This window comes from Sphingomonas sp. (genome assembly GCF_031380695.1).
GTDB lineage: Bacteria > Pseudomonadota > Alphaproteobacteria > Sphingomonadales > Sphingomonadaceae > Sphingomicrobium.
In genome coordinates this window covers 1-19,286 of sequence record NZ_JANMWY010000336.1, presented here as the reverse complement: position 1 = coordinate 19,286, position 19,286 = coordinate 1, and the positions used below count along the sequence as shown (strand labels likewise).

Annotated in this window: 12 protein-coding genes and 1 pseudogene; 6 read left to right on the top strand and 7 right to left on the bottom strand. The window is 65.4% G+C overall.

Translation table 11 applies throughout. The features are described 5' to 3' along the window. The 4 genes from RMN84_RS12125 to RMN84_RS12110 all read left to right on the top strand — a co-directional run. Nucleotides 1–1,122, top strand: a 1,122-nt coding sequence (locus tag RMN84_RS12125) for an elongation factor 1-alpha C-terminal domain-related protein (protein WP_309612423.1), incomplete at its 5' end; no start/stop codon positions are given. Then, a complete protein-coding gene (locus RMN84_RS12120; protein ID WP_309612422.1) occupies nucleotides 1,110–2,909 on the top strand; it encodes an assimilatory sulfite reductase (NADPH) flavoprotein subunit in 1,800 nt (599 codons plus the stop codon). The genes RMN84_RS12125 and RMN84_RS12120, both read left to right, overlap by 13 nt. Then, nucleotides 2,909–4,621 (top strand): assimilatory sulfite reductase (NADPH) hemoprotein subunit, encoded by a 1,713-nt coding sequence (gene cysI / locus RMN84_RS12115; RefSeq protein ID WP_309612421.1) that lies wholly within the window; start codon nucleotides 2,909–2,911, stop codon nucleotides 4,619–4,621. Before RMN84_RS12120 ends, cysI begins: the two co-directional genes overlap by 1 nt. A 63-nt stretch (nucleotides 4,622–4,684) precedes the next feature. Then, nucleotides 4,685–5,923 (top strand): FAD-dependent oxidoreductase, encoded by a 1,239-nt coding sequence (locus tag RMN84_RS12110; protein WP_309612420.1) that lies wholly within the window; start codon nucleotides 4,685–4,687, stop codon nucleotides 5,921–5,923. A gap of 67 nt (nucleotides 5,924–5,990) precedes the next feature. Here the strand turns inward: RMN84_RS12110 and RMN84_RS12105 are convergent, their stop codons facing one another. The 5 genes from RMN84_RS12105 to RMN84_RS12085 form a co-directional block, all read right to left on the bottom strand. Beyond that, nucleotides 5,991–7,250 carry an outer membrane beta-barrel protein gene (locus RMN84_RS12105; protein WP_309612419.1) on the bottom strand — a complete coding sequence of 420 codons (1,260 nt, stop codon included), beginning with the start codon at nucleotides 7,248–7,250 and terminating at the stop codon, nucleotides 5,991–5,993. Between the two features lie 159 nt (nucleotides 7,251–7,409). Then, nucleotides 7,410–8,765 carry a glutamate synthase subunit beta gene (locus RMN84_RS12100; RefSeq protein WP_309612418.1) on the bottom strand — a complete coding sequence of 452 codons (1,356 nt, stop codon included), beginning with the start codon at nucleotides 8,763–8,765 and terminating at the stop codon, nucleotides 7,410–7,412. Further along, nucleotides 8,762–13,258 (bottom strand): glutamate synthase large subunit, encoded by a 4,497-nt coding sequence (gene gltB / locus RMN84_RS12095; RefSeq protein ID WP_309612417.1) that lies wholly within the window; start codon nucleotides 13,256–13,258, stop codon nucleotides 8,762–8,764. Before gltB ends, RMN84_RS12100 begins: the two co-directional genes overlap by 4 nt. A gap of 151 nt (nucleotides 13,259–13,409) precedes the next feature. Beyond that, nucleotides 13,410–14,441 (bottom strand): LLM class flavin-dependent oxidoreductase, encoded by a 1,032-nt coding sequence (locus tag RMN84_RS12090; protein ID WP_309612416.1) that lies wholly within the window; start codon nucleotides 14,439–14,441, stop codon nucleotides 13,410–13,412. A gap of 37 nt (nucleotides 14,442–14,478) precedes the next feature. Further along, complete coding sequence (locus RMN84_RS12085; protein ID WP_309612415.1) at nucleotides 14,479–15,630, bottom strand: hypothetical protein; 1,152 nt, start codon at nucleotides 15,628–15,630, stop codon at nucleotides 14,479–14,481. Nucleotides 15,631–15,717: 87 nt separating this feature from the next. Here RMN84_RS12085 and RMN84_RS12080 point away from each other — a divergent pair, with 87 nt between their 5' ends. Beyond that, nucleotides 15,718–16,035 (top strand): 2Fe-2S iron-sulfur cluster-binding protein, encoded by a 318-nt coding sequence (locus tag RMN84_RS12080; RefSeq protein ID WP_309612414.1) that lies wholly within the window; start codon nucleotides 15,718–15,720, stop codon nucleotides 16,033–16,035. Here RMN84_RS12080 and RMN84_RS12075 read toward each other — a convergent pair. Continuing rightward, nucleotides 16,032–17,102: a sugar phosphate nucleotidyltransferase gene (locus RMN84_RS12075; protein WP_309612413.1), complete on the bottom strand. Its 1,071-nt coding sequence runs from the start codon at nucleotides 17,100–17,102 to the stop codon at nucleotides 16,032–16,034. The two genes, RMN84_RS12080 and RMN84_RS12075, sit on opposite strands and share 4 nt — an antisense overlap. A gap of 115 nt (nucleotides 17,103–17,217) precedes the next feature. Beyond that, nucleotides 17,218–18,744: an MFS transporter gene (locus RMN84_RS12070; RefSeq protein ID WP_309612412.1), complete on the bottom strand. Its 1,527-nt coding sequence runs from the start codon at nucleotides 18,742–18,744 to the stop codon at nucleotides 17,218–17,220. 124 nt (nucleotides 18,745–18,868) lie between these two features. On the opposite strand from RMN84_RS12070, the pseudogene RMN84_RS12065 reads away from it, so the two are divergent. Next, a pseudogene (locus RMN84_RS12065) lies at nucleotides 18,869–19,286 on the top strand (ammonia channel protein); the annotation flags it as partial.

Sequence of the window (19,286 nt, the reverse complement as noted above, 5' to 3'; positions counted from 1 at the left end):
CTGGCAGTGAACAAGATGGATCTGGTCGAGTATGATCAGACGGTGTTCGAGCGCATCGTCGCCGATTATCGCGCCTTCGCCGACGAGATTGGCATTGGCGCGGTTACGGCGATCCCGATGTCGGCGCTGACCGGCGACAACATCGCCAGCCACAGCGCCGCCATGCCATGGTATGACGGGCCAGCATTGCTCGATTATCTCGAACGGGTTCCGGTCGGCAGCGCCGAGCCACGCGCCGCCGATTTTCATCTTCCGGTGCAATGGGTCAACCGCCCCGACAGTGGCTTTCGCGGCTATGCCGGGCGGATCGCGGGGGGGACAGTGCGGCCGGGTGATGCGGTTCGCGTCCTGCCCTCGGGTCGCCGCTCGACGGTCGAGCGGATCGTGACGTTCGATGGCGATCTGACGCGCGCGGTTGACGGCCAGTCGGTCACGCTGACGCTAGCCGACGAGGTCGATTGCTCGCGCGGTGAAGTGATCGTCGCCGACTCGGCGCCGCTCGAAACCGCCAAGCGCGTCTCCGCCAATCTGGTGTGGATGGCGGAGGAGACGTTCGTGCCGGGCCGCTCTTATTGGCTGAAGCTGGGCGCTGCGACGGTGTCGGCGAGCGTCAGCAGCATCGGCCACATCATCGACGTCGACACCGGCAAGCAGGCCGCCGCGCGCCCGCTTGCGCTCAACGACATCGGCCATGTCGACCTGTCGCTCGACCGCGCCATCGCCGCGCTGACTTATGCGCAGAGTCATGAGCTCGGCGCGTTCATCCTGATCGACAAGCTCAGCCGGGCAACGGTCGCGGCGGGGATGATCGACGGCTTCCCGGGCCAGTCCGCGACGCGCAGCGACGACACGATCTACTGGCTCGCCGATCCCGCCGACGCCGAGCGGGCGCGGTTGCGGTTGCAGCAGGCAGGGCACCCCAGCTTCATCCTCGATGAGGATGCGGTGCGCGAATTTCGTGATGGCTCTCCTCAGGATGCGCTGCGCCGGATCCGCGCCGTCGCGACCCTGATGAGCCGCGCCGGCATCAACGTCGTCATGGCGATCGACGTGCCGGTTGGCGAACAATGGCCAGGCCAGCCCTATGCCGAAAGTGAAGGACCCGACGAATGGGTGATTTGAGTCAATTGCTGGGCGAAACGCTCGACGCGCAGCAGCGCCAGCATGTCGAAGCGTTGACAGGCTCGTTGACCCCCGAACAAGCCCGCTGGCTGAGCGGTTATTTCGCCGGGCTGGAAGCGGGGATCGCGCGCGTTGGTGGGGTCGCGGCGACACCGGCAGCCGTGACATCCTCGTCGCGCACGCTGACGGTTCTTCATGGCGGCGAGACCGGCAATAGCGCGAGTATTGCGCGCGCCTTCGCCGCGTCGGCGGGCGAGCGCGGACTGAACGCGACGGTCGCTGACCTCGCCCACTACAAGCCGCGCCAGCTCAAGGCCGAGCAGGACGTCGTCGTCGTCGTCGCCACCCACGGCGAGGGCGACCCGCCGCAACCGGCAATGGATTTCTTCGAATTTATCGAAGGGCCCAAAGCGGCGAAGCTGTCCGGTGTGCGCTTCGCCGTGCTGGCGCTGGGCGATTCGAGTTACGAGCAATTTTGCGAGGCGGGCAAACGGCTCGACCGGCGCTTCAAAGAGCTCGCGGCGACGCGGATCGCCGATCGGGTCGATTGCGACGTCGATTACGACGAGCCCGCTGCGGCATGGAGCGCGGCGTTGCTCGACATGCTTGCAGCGGACATGAAACTCGTCGCTACAGTCGCCGCGCAACCGCTCTTCGCTGCTGCGACTGCGCACGACAAGCGCAACCCGTTCGCCGCCCGCGTGGTCGAAAATCTGTCGATCGTCGGGCGCGGTTCGAGCAAGGATATTCGCCACATCGAGCTCGACATCGCCGAGTCCGGTCTGACCTATCAGCCGGGCGACGGCATCGGCATCGTCACCCACAATGGCCCGGCGGTGGTCGAGGCGCTGCTGGAAGCGACCGGCCTCCCCGCCCATGCGCAGCTTACGATCAAGGGCGAGCAGGTCGCGCTCGGCGATGCGCTGACCTATCATTACGAGATCGGGACCACCGTCCCGCGCTTCCTAGACCATTGGGCCGACCTGACCGGCGCGGAGGCACTGCACGTGCTGCGCAGCGACGAACGCAAGGTCGAGCGGCAGGCGTTCCTGCGCGGGCATCACATCGTCGACATCGTCCGCAACCACCCGCTCCCCGGGATCGACGCGCCGACGTTCGTCGCCGGTCTGCGTCCACTCCAGCCACGGGTCTATTCGCTCGCATCGAGCCTCGCTGCCATGCCCGACGAGGCGCATATCACCCTGTCGCCGGTACGCTACGAACTGCATGGCGAGGGCCGCCACGGCGTCGCATCGGCGCATCTCGCCGACCGCACCGACGTCGGCGCAACGCTCCCCGTCTATATCCAGGCCAACGACCAGTTCCGCCTGCCGGCCGACGATGCGCCGGTGATCATGGTCGGGCCAGGCACCGGCGTCGCCCCGTTCCGCGCCTTCCTGCAGGAGCGCGAGGTGCGCGGCGCGGCGGGACGCAACTGGCTGTTCTTCGGCGAGCGCAATTTTCGCAGCGACTTTCTCTATCAGGTCGAGTGGCAGGAGTGGCTTGACCATGGCCTGCTGACGCGGATGGACGTCGCCTTTTCGCGCGACACGGCGGAGAAAGTCTATGTCCAGCACCGCATGGTCGAGCGCGCGAGCGAACTGTTCGGCTGGCTCGAGGACGGCGCGCATTTCTATGTCTGCGGTGATGCCGAATATATGGCGCCCGACGTCCACGAGGCGCTGATTACCGTCGCGGCGACCGGCGGCGGCATGGCGCGCGATCGGGCAGAGGACTATGTCAAGGAGCTACAACGCAGCCACCGCTACCACCGGGATGTCTATTGATGGCGACTACCGCCCCACCACCGCCGACCGACCGCAGCCGCGACCTGTCGCAGCCGCTCGACAAGCTCGGCCCCGACGAGACGATCAAGTGGAACAGCGATTATCTGCGCGGGACGATCGAAGTCGGCCTGCTCGACCGTATCACCGGCGCGCTGCCGGCCGACGATACCCGACTGATGAAGGTGCACGGGATGTACCAGCAGGACGACCGCGATGTTCGTGACGAACGGCGGCGACAGAAGCTGGAACCCGACTTTCGCTTCATGATCCGCGTCCGCCTGCCAGGCGGCGATGCAACGCCGGCGCAATGGCTCAAGCTCGACGAGCTGGCGCGAATGCACGGCAACGACCAGATCCGCATCACGACGCGCCAGACGTTTCAGTTCCACTGGATCGTCAAGGACGAGGTCCGTCCGACGATCCAGGGCCTACACGACGCGCTGCTCGACAGCATCGCGGCGTGCGGCGACGTCAATCGTAACGTGATGCAGCCGTCCGACGCCGAGGACAGCGACGTGCAAGCCGAGGTCACGGCGATTTCGGGTCGGATCAGCGACGAGTTCATCCCGAAAACCCGCGCCTATCACGAGATCTGGTACAATGATCAGAAGGTCGCCCAGTCGGAGCCGGTTGAGCCCTTTTATGGCCGCACCTATTTGCCGCGGAAGTTCAAGATCGGCTTCGCCGTCCCGCCGTCGAACGACATCGACATCTACACCCAGGATCTGGGCTTCATTGCCATCGCCGGGCCGGACGGGCTGGAGGGGTTCAACGTTACTATTGGCGGCGGCATGGGCCGGACCGAGAATGACGATACTACCTATCCGCGTCTGGCCGACGCCATCGGCTATATTCCCAAGGCCGAGGTCAGCGCCGCAACCGAGGCGGTGATGGGCGTCCAGCGCGATTATGGCAGCCGCATCGACCGCCACCATGCGCGCTTCAAATATACGGTCGATGCGAAGGGCCTCGACTGGATCAAGGCGGAGATCGAGCGGCGACTAGGCCATGCGCTCGAACCGGCGCGGGCCTTTGCGTTCACGTCGAATGGCGACCGCTTCGGCTGGCGCGAGACCGACCGGGGGACGCATCATTGCACCCTGTTCGTGCCGAGCGGGCGGGTGTGGAACCGGGGCGAGCAGAAGTGGCTCGACGGGCTGCGCGCAGTGGCGAAAATCCATCACGGCAATTTTCGCTACACGCCCAACCAGAATGTCATCATCGCCGACGTGCCTGCGTCCGAAAAGGCGCGGATCGAGGCGATTTTGGCTGAGCATGGCTTGAGCGAGAGCAATGCCCGTAGCGCCATGAGGCTCAACTCGATCGCCTGCGTCGCGATGCCGACCTGCGGCCTGGCGATGGCCGAGGCCGAGCGCTACATGCCCGAGCTGCTGGACAAGATCGAGCCGATCCTGGCGAAGCACGGCCTCACCGACGACCCGATCACCATCCGCATCAGCGGCTGTCCCAATGGCTGCTCGCGGCCTTACGTGGCCGAGATTGCGCTGAGCGGGCGCGCGCCGGGTAAATATAACCTCTATCTGGGCGGTGGCTTCCACGGCGAGCGGCTCAACAAGATGGCGCTGGAAAATGTCGGCGAGCCGGTCATTCTCGGCGTGATGGAGGATCTGCTCGGCCGCTATGCTGCGGGGCGCGAGACGGGCGAACGGCTCGGCGATTTCGTGACGCGCACCGGGTTCGCGCCAGCCTGACGGGGATTGCACGCGTCGTTGCACCCGGCAAAGACAGATCGCGATATCTGGGGAGCGGTTGGAATGAGCGAAACGGCGCGTGTGGTCATTGTCGGCGCGGGGCATGGCGGGGGCAATCTGTGTACCGCGCTGCGCCAGGCGGGGCATCGTGGGCCGATCACGCTGATCGGCGACGAACCGCATTTGCCTTATCATCGGCCGCCCTTGTCGAAAGCCTATCTCAAGGGTGAGGCGACCGTCGAATCGCTGCGCCTGCGTCCGGCAGAGTATTTCGCCAAGGTAGATATCGACCTACGGCTGGGCACCACCGTGACTCATGTCGATGGAGAGGCGCGGACGGTAGCGCTCGATGACGGCGCGGTGTTGCCGTTCGATGTGCTGGTGCTGGCGACCGGCTCGCGGGCGCGGCGCCTGCCGATCCCTGGTGCGGAGCTCGCCGGTATCCTCCACCTCCGCGATCTGGCCGATGCCGATGCAATCAGGGCGGCGGTCGTGCCCGGCTCGGCCCTGGCAATCGTCGGGGGCGGTTATATCGGGTTGGAGGTCGCAGCGTCGGCAATTGCGCTGGGTGCGAAACCGATCCTGCTGGAGCGTGAGGACCGCATCCTCGCGCGCGTGGCGTGCGAGCCGCTGGCTGCCTTCTTCGACCAATATCACCGCGCCCAGGGCGTCGATATTCGCACTGGCGTTCGAATCGTCAGCTTCGTCGGCGCGGACCGGGTTACCGGCATTCGACTTGAGGATGGCAGCATCATATCGTGCGATGCCGCATTGGTCGGGGTCGGGGCGCAATTGTGCGATGGGCTGGCGCGCGAGGCGGGGATTTCGTGCGAGGAGGGCGGCGTCGTTGTCGATGCGAATGCCCGCACCTCGGTCCCCGGCATCTATGCCATCGGTGACATGAGCTGGCGACCGATGCCACTTTATGGCGACCGCATGTTCCGGCTGGAAAGCGTGCCCAATGCGATCGAGCAGGGCCGCCGCGTCGCCGCCGACATCATGGGCAAGCCGCAGCCGGCGCATGAAGTGCCGTGGTTCTGGTCGGATCAATACGCGCTGAAGCTGCAGATAGCCGGCATCCCGTTCGATTCGCACCGACTGGTCGTGCGTGGATCCTATGAGGAGGCGAAGTTCGCCATCTGGCACCTGTCGGACGCCAACCGCGTGCTGGCGGTCGAAGCGGTCAACATGCCGGGCGAGTTCATGGCCGGGCGGACATTGATCGGAGCGGGGCGGTTGGTTGACCTGGGCCGACTTGCCGATATGGCCGTGTCGATCAAGGACATCGTCAAGGCCGTGTGAATGGTCACCCGGCGTCACCGCCCCTGCGGCGGCGCCGGATGTAGCCATCAGGTCAGAAGCTGAAGCATCAAAAGAGGAAGCCCGCCTCCAGCGTGCCACGGGTCTGCGACTTTTTGCTCAAGTCTTGCCCGAAGGCGAATCCCACGGTCGAGTTCGTCACGTGGACATAGGCGAGTTCGGCGCGGGCAAAAAAGATACCGTGCTGGTAGGTCGGCGTGAGAGTCAGGGAATAAGCCTTGCTTCCTAGACCATACAGGAGGTTTGGCCGACCGCTATTCCGGCCGCCCCTTGACCTGATGTACTCGGCGCGCGCTGCCATCGCAAACTGAGGGGTAAGCGTATATTTGACCAACACAGCGGCGCCAAATGTACCTGCACTGCGATCAATTCCCAGCGATTCCTTACGGTGGACGCGAGTCAGCTGGAGGTAAGGTGAAATGGTCAGCGCCCCTTCGCTGTGCGTGTAAATGATGTTGTAAAGTTCACCATTATTTTGAAGGAGCGGCGTCGCGAAGCTGGATTTGCGCGTCGTGCCGAGGTTAGCCGCTGCGACGAAAACAATCGTATCGCGAGGCGTCGCCGCATAGCTGACCAAGCCCGACAACCAGTTATACTTAGCCGAATAATAACCATCGTTTAGCGATACAGACACGCTAAGCTTGCCTCGCGAAAAGTTCGCCTGAATGCCACGGTTGACGGCATTCTCCTGGTTCCACAGGAGTCCCCGATTGATATTCATATTCTCGAACGTGAACGTATACTCGTTGCCTTGAAGCGTTGGCAGCTTGCCGATCAAAATATTGAAATGGTCGGATGGCACGAGCTTCACAAACGCTTGCGGAATGTAGTCGTAGGTTAGGGGTGTAACATCCTTCGCCTTCACATAACCCGCGCCAAGCGCGGGAAGCGAATATACGCCAGCCTGAATAAAGAATTGAATGGGACCATCGATCTTTTGAATGAAGATCTGTCCGTTGCTGATATCGATCCGGGAATGTTTGTCGCCGGGAACAACATGATCCTGTGTCAAGCCTAAGCCGCTTGCGACACCTGTAACGTAGACTTCGCCAAAAGGACCTGCGTCCAGCTTTCCAGGCTTGGCATTTCCGGTAAGCGGACCGGCCATTGCAGGCGTAGTTATCTGAGTCGCAACGGCTGCCGGCGTCGGAGCGGTCGCTTCCTTTGGCGGCAAACTATCCTGCGCAAGTGCGCCTGTGGACAAAGATGCCAGGATTGCGGCACCGGCGACGTTAAAGCAGCACCGCATAAAGCTCAACCGATACGGAATGTTGGCTCGGCCGCCGCTCGCGCGTTGATGGTTGCTCATTATAATCCCCCGAAAAAGGTTGTCCTTCTCCTGCCGCCGGGATCCCGCGCTTCTAGTCTGGCGAGTTCCTCCTGTCGGTCTGACCGTCATGCGGGGATTTGTTGCGGTGCACAATCGGGAAAGTGGGATCCCGTTGCGGATATGTCACAGAAATGACAGTCAAATATTCACCGCAAAATGGCGGTCGATTTGCTTGGCGCATTCGCGCCCCTCGCGGATTGCCCACACGACCAGCGACTGGCCGCGCCGCATATCCCCGCACGCGAACACGCCGGGGCGCGAGGTAGCGTAGCTGTTACGGTCGATTTCCGCGCCGGCCTTGCCGACCACACCGTCGGATGGAGAACCGAGAAAGCCCATCGCCAGCAGGACGAGGTCGGCCGGGATGGTGACCTGCTCGCCATCGCGTTCGCATACGAGTTCGCGCACCGTCCCGCCTTCGAGCAATGCCTCGCGAGTCGCGGTCGAGAATAGCCGTTCGACGCCCTCTTCCTGCGACGTCGAAGTGCGCAACTTGAGCGGCCAGTGCGGCCACACCAGCGCCTTGTTCTCGCGCACCGGCGGCTCAGGCATGATCTCGAGCTGGGTGACCGACGCCGCGCCTTGTCGATTTGACGTGCCAATGCAGTCCGACCCGGTATCGCCGCCGCCGATGACGACGACATGCTTGCCGTGAGCGCTGATTTCCTCGCCCTCGACCGGCAGGCCGGCGACGCGGCGGTTCTGCTGGGTCAGGAAATCCATCGCAAAGTGGATGTTGCCGGCGGCGCGCTGCGGAATGTCGAGATCGCGCGGCCACTCCGCGCCCCCGGCCAGAACCATGACATGATAATCGTCGAGCACCCGCTCGACGCTGAGCACCCCGCCGATCTCCATGTTGGTGCGGAAGATGACGCCCTCGGCTTCCATCTGCACGATGCGCCGGTCGATCAATGCGCGGTCCATCTTGAAGTCGGGGATGCCGTAGCGCAGAAGCCCACCGAGACGGTCGCTCTTTTCGAACACCGTCGGTGCATGGCCCATTCGCGCCAGCTGCTGAGCACAGGCGAGGCCGGCCGGACCCGATCCGACGACGGCGATGCGCTTGCCCGACCCGCGCGGCGCCAGCATCGGCTTGATCCAGCCCTGCTCCCACCCCTTGTCGACGATGGCGCATTCGATCGTCTTGATCGTCACCGCCGCGTCATCAATGTTGAGCGTGCACGCCGCTTCGCACGGCGCGGGGCAGACGCGGCCGGTGAATTCAGGGAAATTATTGGTGCGGTGCAGCCGGTCGCACGCCGCCTGCCAATGCCGGTCGCTGACCAGCCCGTTCCAGTCGGGGATGAAATTGCCGACCGGGCAGGCGGTGTGACAAAAGGGCACGCCGCAATCCATGCAGCGCGTGGCCTGGATTTCGACCTCGTCGGTCCGCAGCGGGAGGACATATTCGCGATAATCGCGCACCCGCTCGGCGATTGGGCGCGTCGTCCGATCATGGCGGTCGATGGTGAGGAAGCCGGTTGGGTCGGTCATGCCGCAAGGTCCTGCATTGCCTGCGCCTGCGCTTGGAGCGCGCGGCGGTAATCGGTCGGCATGACGAGCGTGAACTCGCCCAGCGTCCTGTCCCAATGGTCGAGCAATTCGCACGCCCGGACGCTGCCGGTGCGCGCGGCATGCTGCTCGATCAGCGCCTTCAGTGCCGCCGGATCCTCGACCGGGTCGAGCGTCACGCTGGTCATGTTGCACTTGACCTTCAGTTCGCCGCGCGGGTCGTGGACCAGGGCAATGCCGCCCGACATGCCAGCCGCGAAATTGCGCCCGATGCGGCCAAGCACGACGACCGTGCCGCCCGTCATATACTCACAGCCATGGTCGCCGATTCCCTCGACCACCGCAGTCGCGCCCGAATTGCGCACAGCAAAGCGCTCGCCGGCCATTCCGCCGAAATAGGCTTCGCCGCCGGTCGCGCCGTAGAGGCAGGTGTTGCCGACGATGATGTTGTCACTGCTCACACGCGGGGCGCTGTCGGGCTGGCGGACGATGATGCGACCGCCGGACAGGCCCTTGCCGGCATAGTCGTTGGCGTCGCCGATGACGTCGAGCGTGATCCCGGCAATGAGGAAGGCGCCAAGGCTCTGGCCGGCCGATCCACGCAGGATCACGTCGAGGCCGCCGTCGGGCATGCGCTCGGTGCCCATCTTGCGGACGAGATCGCCCGACACGCGGCCGCCGACCGAGCGGTCGTCGTTGCCGATACTGAGGTCGAGCTTGATCGGCAGCGGCTGGTCGAGCGCGGCGATGATCTGCTCGTCGACCCGCATCGGCGAGGCGTGGCCGACATGCTTGCCGATCGGGGCGGGCGCATCGGGACGATGGAGCAGCTTGGCGACGTCGATCCCGCTCGCCTTCCAATGGCCTTCGCCGGCCAGCGACTGGCTGAGCAAATCGCTCCGTCCGACCGCATCGCCGAGGGTTTTGAGGCCGAGCGAGGCGAGCAACTCGCGGACTTCTTCGGCGACGAAGAAGAGGTAGTTGACGACATGTTCAGGTGTGCCGGTGAAGCGCGCGCGCAGCACCGGATCCTGCGTGGCGATGCCGACCGGGCAGGTGTTGAGATGGCACTTGCGCATCATGATGCAGCCCGCCGCGATCAGCGGTGCAGTGGCGAAGCCAAATTCATCGGCGCCGAGCATGGCAGCGATCAGCACGTCGCGCCCGGTGCGCAGGCCGCCATCGGCCTGCACCACCATCCGGTCGCGCAGGCCGTTGAGGAGCAGTGTCTGGTGGGTCTCGGCCAGGCCGACTTCCCACGGCAGCCCGGCATGGGTCAGCGAGGTCAGCGGCGACGCGCCGGTGCCCCCTTCATAGCCCGAGATGGTGACATGGTCGGAGCGGCACTTGGCGACGCCCGCCGCAACCGTGCCGACGCCCGCTTCGGACACCAGCTTGACCGAAATCCGCGCCGTCGGATTGACCGAGCGCAGATCGTGAATCAGCTGGGCGAGATCCTCGATCGAGTAGATGTCATGGTGCGGCGGGGGCGAGATCAGACCGACCCCGGGGGTCGAATGGCGCACGGTGGCAATGGCGACATCGACCTTGTGGCCGGGCAATTGCCCACCCTCACCGGGCTTGGCGCCCTGGGCGATCTTGATCTGGAGCTCGTCGGCCGAGACAAGATAGTCGGCGGTGACGCCGAACCGCCCCGACGCGACCTGCTTGATCGCCGAACGTTCGCTGTCGCCGTTGGCCAGCGGGTGGGCGCGGTCGGGCTCCTCGCCGCCCTCGCCGGTGTTGGAGCGGCCGCCGATGCGGTTCATCGCCTTGGCGAGTGTTGTATGCGCCTCGCGGCTGATCGATCCGAAACTCATCGCCCCGGTGGCGAAACGCTTGACGATGGCGGTGGCCGGTTCGACCTGAGCAACGTCGATCGCCGCACCCGCGGGCTTCATCGCCAGCAGCGAGCGGATCGTCGGCAGGCGCGTGTCGCCGGCGTCGATCTCGGCCGAGAAGGCACGGAATTTCGCCGGGATATTGCCGCGCACGGCGTGCTGCAGATTGGCGATACTGGTCAGCGTCCAGGCATGGGCCTCGCCGCCCTCGCGCTGGGCATAATAGCCACCGATGTCGAGCGCTTCGTCGGCGGCGCAGGCGAAGGCGTGACGCCGCACGCATTCCTCGGCCAGCGTTTCGAGATCGATCCCGTCGATCACCGATTTGGTCCCGGTGAAATAGCGGTCGACGACCGATTGCGAAATGCCGATCGCGTCGAAAATTTGCGCGCCGCAATAGGATTGGAAGGTCGAGATCCCCATCTTCGACATCACCTTCATGATGCCCTTACCGACGGCCTTGATGTATTTCTCCTGGCCTTTTTCGCCGCCGTCGAGCGCCGCGATCGTGTCAAACGCCAGCCACGGGTTGATCGCCTCGGCGCCATAGCCTGCCAGCACGCAGAAATGATGCACTTCGCGCGCTTCGCCGGTCTCGACGACCAGGCCCGCCTGCATCCGCAGCCCTTGGCGGATCAGCTGATGATGGATCGCGCCGGTCGCCAGCGCGGCCGGGATCGGGATGCGATCAGCCGATGCCGCGCGGTCGGAGATGATGACCAGATTGGCGTCGGCCAGCACCGCCTCGGTCGCTTCCCAGCACAGCCGCTGCAGCGCCGCGTCGAGCGCCATCGTGCCACCGCTCGCCGGCCAGGTGGCGTCGAGCGTGACCGTGCTGAACGCGCCATCGAGGCTGTCCTCGATCGAGCGGATTTTTTCCAGCTCGGCATTGGTCAGGATCGGTTGGGCGACTTCGAGCCTTTTGTGGTTGCCGGCTTCGAGACCGAGCAGGTTCGGGCGCGGACCGACCATCGAGACGAGTGACATGACGAGGCTCTCGCGGATTGGGTCGATCGGCGGGTTGGTCACCTGGGCGAAGTTCTGCTTGAAATAATCGTACAGCATCCGCGGCCGATCGCTGAGCACCGCCAGCGCCGTATCGGTGCCCATCGACCCGAGCGGATCGTCACCGTCGCGGGCCATCGGCGCGAGGAAATATTTGAGATCCTCGTCGGTGTAGCCGAACAGTTTTTGCGTCTGGCGCAGCGCATCGGGCGCAGTCTCCTGCGGCGCGTCGGCACCGGCGGGAAGGTCCTCCAGCTTGTATTGCGTCTGCTTGAGCCATTCGCCGTAAGGCTTGGCCGCGGCAAGGTCGGCCTTGAGCTCCTCATCCTCGATGATCCGGCCCTGCTCGAGGTCGATCAGCAGCATCCGCCCGGGTTGCAGGCGATGCTTCTTGACGATCCGCTCGTCGGGAATCGGCAGCACGCCCATTTCCGACGCCATTACGACGCGGTCGTCGTCGGTCACGAAATAGCGCGCCGGGCGAAGCCCGTTGCGGTCGAGCGTCGCGCCGATCTGGCGTCCGTCGGTGAAGGCGACCGCCGCCGGCCCGTCCCACGGCTCCATCAGCGCGGCATGATATTCATAGAACGCGCGCCGCGCCGGATCCATCGCGTCGTTGCCGGCCCACGCCTCTGGGATCAGCAGCATCATCGCATGGGCGAGCGAATAGCCGCCGGCGATCAGCAGCTCAAGCGCGTTGTCGAGGCAGGCGGTGTCCGACTGGCCGTGCGGGATGATCGGCCACATCTTGTCGAGATCGGCGCCGAGCAGCGGCGATTCGAGCGTGCGGCGGCGCGCATTCATCCAGTTGACGTTGCCGCGCAGCGTGTTGATCTCGCCATTGTGAGCGAGCAGCCGGTAGGGATGCGCCAGCCGCCACGACGGGAAGGTGTTGGTCGAGAAACGCTGGTGGACCAGCGCGAGCGCCGACACCGCCAGCGGGTCCGACAGATCCTTGTAGAAGGTGGCGAGCTGCCGGGGCTGCAACATGCCCTTGTAGACCAATGTCCGGCTCGACATCGAGGCGATGTAGAAATCGGCCAGCGCGGGCTGGGCGCGCTTGCTCGCAAGGTCGGCGAGCGGGTTCTGGGTCTGCTTGCGGATCGCCAGCAGCTTGCGCTCGAACTGATCCTGGTCGTGGGTGTTGGGCCCGCGCGCGATGATCGCCTGGCGCAGCGTCGGCTGGGTTTCGCGCGCCGACACGCCGATGCGGCGGTCGTCGACCGGCACGTCGCGCCAACCGACGATGCGCTGGCCCTCGATCTGGACGAAATGCTCGAGCCGGTCCATTGCCACCGCTGCCGCCGCCTCGTCGCGCGGCAGGAAGCACATCGCGACCGCATAATCGCCCGCGGGGGGCAGGTTGAGGCCCTTGTCGCCGGCCCAGGCGCGGATCAGCGCGTCGGGCACCTGGATCAGCACGCCGGCGCCGTCACCCACCTCGGGATCGGCCGCAACACCGCCGCGATGGACCAGGCTTTCGAGGATCATGAGGCCGTCGGTGATGATCGAATGCGACCGCAATCCCTTGACATGGGATACAAAGCCCATGCCGCACGCGTCCCGCTCGAAGGCGGGGTCGTATAGGCCCTGGGCTGGCGGATATCCGTGCATCGACTCAACTTCCATCTAAGTGGCCAACCTTGGCGGACGGCGCTCATGGCATGAGTCACCTTGCCGCGAATCGTGGCAATCGCGACCCTGACAAGATGGAGAAGTGGTTAGTCAGACGCAACCAAAAATTGGTAAACGGGATCCCAAACTGGCTGGGGCGATAGTTTCAGGCGACGGCGGCGGTTTCCCTGGTCGCGGCGTGACGAAGGCCCGTCGCCTCGGCGAGCCGCGTGTAAGAGCGTTTGCGCGCATCGTGGTCGAATATCTGCGACGTGACCATCAGTTCATCCGCTCCGGTGCGCGCCACAAACGCTGCGGCCTGCTCGGCAACGCGAGCCGGCCCACCGATTGCAGATGCGGCGAGGAAGCCCTCGATCATCGTCCGCTCGTTCCAGCCTAGCGTGTCGCGATAACCGGCCAGCGGCGGCTTGAGCTGCCCCGGATTGCCCGAGCGCAGCGCGACCACCGCTTGCTGCATCGAGGTCGCGAGCAGCTCGCCCTCGGCATCGCTGTCGGCCGCGAACACGTTGAAGCCGAGCATGACGTGCGGAGTGGCCTGGCGCGCGCTCGGGCGAAATTCGCCGCGATAGATGGCGATCGCCTCCATCATCATCTGCGGCGCGAAGTGCGAGGCGAAGGCGAACGGCAGGCCGAGCATTGCCGCCAGCTGCGCGCCGAAGGTGCTGGAGCCCAAGATCCACTCTGGCACGTCGAGCCCTTCACCGGGGATCGCGCGCACCCGGCGCGGCTTGGCGGGATGGAAATAGTCCATTAACTCAACGACATCGCGCGGGAACTGATTGACGTCGGCGGTGAAGTTGCGGCGCATCGCATGGGCCGCCGCCTGGTCGGTGCCCGGCGCGCGGCCGAGTCCGAGGTCGACCCGCCCCGGATAAAGTGCGGCCAGCGTTCCGAACTGCTCGGCGATCTGCAGCGGACTGTGGTTGGGCAGCATGATCCCGCCTGCGCCGAGGCGAATCGTCGAGGTGCACGCGCCGACATAGGCCAGCGCGACCGACGTCGCGGCGCTGGCAATACCCGGCATCGAATGATGTTCGGCCATCCAGTAGCGGGTGTAACCCAGTCCGTCGGCGTGGGCCGCCAGATCGCGGGAATTGCCCAGCGCCCGCGTGGCGTCGCTGCCCTCGGCGATCGGGGCGAGGTCAAGGACCGAGAGTGGGGCGGAGGCAGGGGGCACGTCGCTCTAAGTCGTGATCAGCCGCAGTGGATGCAAGTCAGCCCCGGGCGAACTCGGCAATCGCCCGCGCCCCGCGGGTCGCGGAGGGCTCGTCGGTCAAGTCGAAGCTGTGGGCGAACAGTCGTTCCTGAACCGGGCGATACCTAAGTTCAAAGCCGTCGCGGGCGAGGCGCAGGGCGTGGCCCAGATGCCCGATGTCCTCGATCACCGGGCCCGCCTGCCAATGGGCGTAGTTCGGATCGCCGCGCCAGATCGTATGGTGGGCATCGACGAACGCGCATGGGCGCGGCCGGAGGAGAAATTCATAGACCTGGCTGCTGGCGTCGCCAAGGTAGATGTCGGCGGCGTTGGTGTAGGCCATGGTGGTCGACGCGCGGCTGCCGGTGTCGATCAGGATATTCTGAGCATCGCGCCAGCGCTGCTCGATCGGGCCCGGGCGCGCCGCGCGCAACCGGTCGATCGAGACCGCCAGCGGCCGTTCGAACAGCATGACGTGGGGCGCGAAGATCAGGCGATAGTCGGGATGCGCGACGAACCAGTCCATGATCGCCGGCCCGAATCGGTACCAGGACGACAGGTGCGGCGAGGGGTGGGGGTTGTAGAGGACGATCGGCCGGTCGCGCGAAATGTCTGCCATCGTATCGCGATGGAGATCGAACTTGGGATAGCCGACCTGGGCGATGCGCGCCGGATCGACCCCCGCCTCGGCGACCAGCCGTTCGCCGATTTTGGGGCCGGAGACCAGCACCAGGTCGAACCCGGCGCTGGACTTGTCGAACCCGACCGCGCGATCGCCAGCACCGTGGCGGGTGTGGACGATTTTCAGCCGGTCGAGCCCGAAGCGCCGTTTCAGCGCAAGCGAGGTCTTTTCGGTGACGACGAGCACATCGAGTGAGCGGAAGAAGTCGAGATTGTCCTGGAGCACAAACCATTTGCGCGCGGGCAGCACTCCACCGACTAGGCGCTCCGCCAGTCGCGACCGGCGGCGCGTCAGATCGAGCGAGACCAGCGTCACGCCAAGCCCGATCGCGTCGCCCGCCACCCGCTCCACCTCGGCGCGCAACCACTTGTTAGTCACTGCGAGAATGATCTCCGCGCCGGTGCCCATCTCGGCCAGGCGAAGCGCGATCGGCAGGCTGTGCGCGACCTGGTGCAACTGGTCATGATTGAACAGGAAGCCGATGCGCATGGCCCGCGCCCTATCGCCTGCCCACGCGGGAGGCCAGCGCCGTACCGATATATTGCAGACCGACGCCGGATGCGCCAAGGGGCGCGCATGACCAGCATCACCATTACCAATCGCTCCGGCGACGAGCGCAGCATCGAGGCCACCGACGGGCAGAGCCTGATGGAGAATATCCGCGACGCAGGGTTCGACGAGCTCCTCGCGCTGTGCGGCGGCTGCCTCAGCTGCGCGACCTGCCATGTCTATGTCGACGAGGAATTCTCCGACCGGCTGCCGGCGATTAGCGAGGACGAGAACGACCTGCTCGACAGCAGTGACGGGCGTCAGCCGAACAGCCGCCTGTCGTGCCAGATCCCGGTGACGGCGGCGCTCGACGGCCTGCGCGCGACAATCGCACCCGAGGATTAAGTATCGCTGGTGAGTTCGCGGTATCGTTCGTAGGCCTCGCGCACCCGCTGTGCATCGTCGAGCGGCGCGACCAAAACGACCTCGTTGGTCGCGAGGATCATCAGCCGGTCGACGCCGAAGGTGATGATTCGCGGGCCGCTCGAGCGCAACAAATTGCCGCTGCCGTCGATCACTGCCGAGCCGGGCTCGACCGCGTTGCCGCCGCCGTCTTGCACCGAGCGCTCGTAGGTCGCCGTCCAGCTACCGACGTCCGACCAGCCGAAATCGGACGGGATGACGCCCGTGCGGTCGTGTTTTTCCATCACCGCATGATCGAAGGCGATCGCCGGCGTCGCGGCGAACCGATCGGCGCCCGGAGTGACGAGCAGCGCGGCAGGATCGTCGATCGAGGCGCGGACGGCGGCGATGACGTCGGGACTGTGCTGCTCGAACGCCTCGACCAGCGTTGACGCGCGGGCGAAGAACATGCCGCCGTTCCATAGGAAGCGGCCATCGTCGATCATCGCCGTGGCGCGCTCGGCATCGGGCTTCTCGATGAAGCGTGCGACATGGCGCACCGTGCCGATCGCGACCGCGCCAGTCTCGATGTAGCCGAAGCCGGTCTCGGCCCGTGTCGGTTTCATTCCGAAGGTGACGATCATCCCGGCCTCCGCGGCGGCGAGCGCCTCGGCAACGGTCGCGCGGAACAAGTCGGGCCGCTCGATATGATGGTCGCTCGGCAGGATCAGCAGCAACTCGTCGGGATCGGTGGCAGTCAGTGCGGCGAGCGCCACCGCCGCCGCCGTGTTGCGCGCGCACGGTTCGGCGACGATGCGCGGAGATGATAGGCCGAGCGAGGCAGCGATGACCTGCACTTGCTCGACATGGCCCGCCCCGCAAATCACCGTCGGGGCGGAGAATAGCGCGGGGTCGGACAGCCTGGCGAACGTCTCACCGAGCAGCGAGCGCTCGCCAACCAGCGGCAGAAACTGCTTGGGCCGCGCCGGAGTCGACAGCGGCCACAGCCGCGTACCCGATCCCCCGGACAGGATGATCGGTCGAACAAGGGTCGAGATCGCAATGGGCATGGTGCCGCTATATCCTAGCGAGTGAACCGCGCCAGGCACAGGGGCCGGGCCTGTTCCTCGCAACGAAGCATCGTGCGTTGGTTTCCCCGTCGCGGAAAATGAATAGTGCGCTCGGTCAGCCCGTTTCGAGCGCGGCGAGCGTCGTTCCGTGGGTCTCGCGTCCTGCCCAGGCCATCAGCGCCATGGCGGCGATGGTCGGCGCGATCAGGCCGATCGCGGCGCCGCCCAGTGTCGGGATAAGCCCCGCCAGCGCGAAGCCCTGCACCGCTACCCCGCCGACCTTGCTGCTGCCCGCGATGAGCCCGGTACCGCTGCCGCGCCGAGCGAGCGGTGTGATCTCCGCGGCATAGGGCAGAAGCACGGCAATGAGTCCGTTGGTGCCGATGATGAGCAGCGCGATCACCGTCATCAGGATCGGCTGGCGGGCAAGCACCGGCGGCGGGAGCAGCGTACCGAGTAGCCCGGCCAGCATGACCGCCAGCATCGCGACGAGCGTCCAGCGCGTGCTCCACTGGCTGTACAGCCAGGCGGTCAGAGCGATGGTTGGCAACGCGATCAGCGACGACTTGGCCAGCACGCCGCTCGCCGCCGCCGAATCGAAGCCGCGTTGCTGCAGGTCGGCCGGCAGCCATAGCAGCAGCCCGAAATTGATGAAGCTCCACGCCACTGCGGCGACCACCAATGCGGCGGTTAGTTGCCCGCGCGGTGGCGCTACATGAGCGACCGACATGTCGGGCTTTACCTCGACAATTCCGAGCCGCCGCTCAAGCCGGGCCAGCCCTTCGACGTCGCCCTGGGCGAGGAGGAAGCCGGGACTTTCGGGAATGAACCGAGACAGCGCGAGCAACAGCAGGCCACTGGGGAACCCCTGCAGCCACAGGCTTCGCCAGCCGTAGCTGGGCTCGAACGCATGTGCCGCGGCGCTGGCGGCGAGATAGCCGCCGACCAGCCCGCTGCCGCCGACCAGCACCAATACCCACGAGCGGTGGCGCGGCGGCATGATCTCGGCAAGCAAGGTATAGACGACTGGCAGCATCCCTCCGGCCGACGCGCCCATGAGGAAGCACATGACGAGGTTCAGCCAGAAGGCCGGCATCGCTCCGCAGATCGAGGTCGAGACGAACAAGATGGTCGACAGGATGATCGAGGTGCGCCGGCCATAGGCGTCCGCCAGCCAGCCCCACACGAACGATCCGACCGTCGTTCCGGTCAGCGCGCAGAATGGCAGCAGCGCGGCAGTCGCTTTAGAAATGCCATATTCGCGCGCAAGCCCGGGCAGTACGAAGCCGAGCGTCGCCGGCTTCATAACGTCGATCACCAGGCCGATGACCAGCACCAGCAGTACGACGATCTGCGCCGCGCCGATCGGCGTGTTCGGTTGCGCTTCGAAGCGCACGGCATCCTCGCCGACATGGACCCGCTTGCCGGCCAGCGCCCCGAAGAAGGCCAGTGGCGCGCCAAGCAATATCAGCACCATGCCGCCGATCATCGGCGCGTCGGCGGGCATGCCGACCAGCCGATTGCCCATCGCCCGCGCCTCGGCCAGCATCGGCACATGCAACAGCACGCCGACGGCGATCATCGCGCAACCGGTCCAGAAGATCATCGAACGGCGTTCGGGGGAAAGCGACATGGCAGTCATCATCGCCGCCTTTGCTGGCGTGCGAAGGGAAGGTCAACAATTCACCAGCGTTTCGGCGCTGCATCCATTGACGAAGGCCGTCCGCATCCTTCTTGCTGCACTGCACACAAAGACGGGGGATTCGATGAAGCGTGCTTGGCGACAGACTTTCGCAGCGGCGACGATCGGCGCATTTACGGCTGGCCCGGCGTTTGCGCAGGCGGCAATGGTCAAGGCGCCAGACGTCGCGGCCCAGGCGACCATGGTCAACAAGGGCGACACCGCCTGGATGCTGGTTTCGTCGGCCCTCGTGCTGATGATGTCGGTGCCGGCGCTGGCGCTGTTCTACGGCGGCCTCGTCCGCACCAAGAACATGCTCAGCGTGCTGATGCAGGTCTTCATGATCGTCTCGGTGACCGCCCTGTTGTGGTGCTGCTGGGGCTATACGATGGCCTTCACCTCGGCCGGCAGCGTCGCGCCGCTATTCGTCGGCGGGTTCAGCAAGGCGATGCTGATGGGTGTCAGCGCATCGACCTATGCCGCGACCTTCTCGAACAATGTCT

Excerpts from the sequence above, each read along its gene's own strand:
- RMN84_RS12120 (WP_309612422.1), top strand. The coding sequence starts at position 1,110 with ATGGGTGATTTGAGTCAATTGCTGGGCGAAACGCTCGACGCGCAGCAG.
- cysI (WP_309612421.1), top strand. The coding sequence starts at position 2,909 with ATGGCGACTACCGCCCCACCACCGCCGACCGACCGCAGCCGCGACCTG.
- RMN84_RS12110 (WP_309612420.1), top strand. The coding sequence starts at position 4,685 with ATGAGCGAAACGGCGCGTGTGGTCATTGTCGGCGCGGGGCATGGCGGG.
- RMN84_RS12105 (WP_309612419.1), bottom strand. The coding sequence starts at position 7,250 with ATGAGCAACCATCAACGCGCGAGCGGCGGCCGAGCCAACATTCCGTAT.
- RMN84_RS12100 (WP_309612418.1), bottom strand. The coding sequence starts at position 8,765 with ATGACCGACCCAACCGGCTTCCTCACCATCGACCGCCATGATCGGACG.
- gltB (WP_309612417.1), bottom strand. The coding sequence starts at position 13,258 with ATGGAAGTTGAGTCGATGCACGGATATCCGCCAGCCCAGGGCCTATAC.
- RMN84_RS12085 (WP_309612415.1), bottom strand. The coding sequence starts at position 15,630 with ATGCGCATCGGCTTCCTGTTCAATCATGACCAGTTGCACCAGGTCGCG.
- RMN84_RS12080 (WP_309612414.1), top strand. The coding sequence starts at position 15,718 with ATGACCAGCATCACCATTACCAATCGCTCCGGCGACGAGCGCAGCATC.
- RMN84_RS12075 (WP_309612413.1), bottom strand. The coding sequence starts at position 17,102 with ATGCCCATTGCGATCTCGACCCTTGTTCGACCGATCATCCTGTCCGGG.
- RMN84_RS12070 (WP_309612412.1), bottom strand. The coding sequence starts at position 18,744 with ATGACTGCCATGTCGCTTTCCCCCGAACGCCGTTCGATGATCTTCTGG.